The organism is Mycobacterium sp. OTB74 (genome assembly GCF_029892685.1).
GTDB lineage: Bacteria > Actinomycetota > Actinomycetes > Mycobacteriales > Mycobacteriaceae > Mycobacterium.
Window position 1 is genome coordinate 1 of record NZ_JARXVD010000052.1, and the last position, 1,689, is coordinate 1,689.

General features: G+C 68.4%; 1 pseudogene. It reads left to right on the top strand.

Features of this window, described 5'->3' with window-relative positions:
- A pseudogene (locus M2432_RS27850) lies at positions 1-1,689 on the top strand (condensation domain-containing protein); the annotation flags it as partial.

Here is a 1,689-nt window from a genome sequence, read left to right on the forward strand (position 1 = left end):
GCCGGCCTTGCGGTGCGCACCTTGTTCGACGCTCCCACGGTGGCCAAGTTGGCGCCCCTCCTCAGCGAAGCAGGGGGTCGGCGTGAGCCGTTGACGGCCGTAGAGCGACCCGCCGTGGTGCCGTTGTCGTTCGCCCAGTCCCGGCTGTGGTTCCTGGATCAGGTGCAGGGGCCCTCCCCGGTCTACAACATGCCGGTGGCGCTGCGGCTGACGGGGGCGCTGGATGCTGAGGCGTTGGGTGCGGCGCTGGCCGATGTGGTGGGCCGCCATGAGAGTCTGCGGACGGTGTTCGCGGCCCCTGAGGGGATACCGCGGCAGGTGGTGGTGCCTGCTGAGCAGGCCGACTTCGGTTGGGACGTCGTTGATGCCGGCGGCTGGCCGGAAAGCCAGCTGGCTGAGGCGATCGGCGTTGTGGCGCGATACGCGTTCGATTTGGCGGCCGAGATTCCTTTGCGGGCACGGCTTTTCCGTGTCGCCGATGACGAACACGTGTTGGTGGCCGTGGCGCACCACATCGCCGCCGACGGCTGGTCGGTGCGGCCGCTGGTGCGTGATCTGGGCGAGGCGTATGCCAGCCGGTGTGCGGGGCGGGCGCCGGGTTGGGCTGCGCTGCCGGTGCAGTACGTGGATTACACGTTGTGGCAGCGTGCGCAGTTGGGTGAGCTGGACGACGGCGACAGCCCGATCGCCGCGCAGTTGGGCTATTGGGAGCAGGCGCTGGCCGGGATGCCCGAGCGTGTGCAGCTGCCCACCGATCGGCCCTATCCGGCGGTGGCCGATTACCGCGGCGCCAGTGTGGCGGTGGACTGGTCGCCCGATCTGCAGCGGCAGGTTGGTCAGCTGGCGCGTGAGCACAACGTGACCAGCTTCATGGTGGTGCAGGCCGCCCTGGCGGTGCTGCTAGCTCAGATCAGCGCCAGCAGCGATGTGGCGGTCGGCTTCCCGATCGGCGGGCGCCGCGATCCCGCGCTCGATGAGTTGGTCGGGTTTTTCGTCAACACGCTGGTATTGCGGGTCGACCTGGCCGGTGATCCCACCATCGCTGAGCTGCTGGCCCAGGTGCGAGAACGCAGCTTGGCCGCCTTTGAAAACCAGGACGTGCCCTTTGAGGTGCTCGTCGAAAGACTCAACCCCACCCGGTCGCTGACCCATCACCCGCTGATTCAGGTGATGCTGGGTTGGCAGAACCTCCCCGGGCACGACAACGACGATCCGGCGGCCGGGCTGGCCCTGGGTGATGTGCAGGTCACCCCGCTGCCCTCCGACACCCACACCGCCCGCATGGACCTGACATTCTCCTTGGTCGAACGCTGGAGCGATTCCGGTGAGCCCGTGGGGATCGGTGGGGCGGTGGAGTTCCGCACCGACGTGTTCGACCCCGACACCGTCACCACGCTGGTCCGACGGTTCGAGCGGGTGTTGACGGCGCTGACCGCCGACCCGGAGCAGCGGTCATGACCGCCGACGTCACACGGCGGTTGTCGTCGGTGGATGTGTTGGATGCCGGTGAGCACGCTCGGTTGGATGGGTGGGGTAATCGGGCGGTGTTGTCCGAGCCGGTGGGTGGGGTGTCGGTTCCGGTGTTGTTCGCGGGGCAGGTGGTCCGTGCTCCGGGGGCGGTGGCGCTGAGCTGTGGTGGCCGTTCGTGGTCGTATCGGGAGCTCGATGAGGCGTCGAATCGGTTGGCGC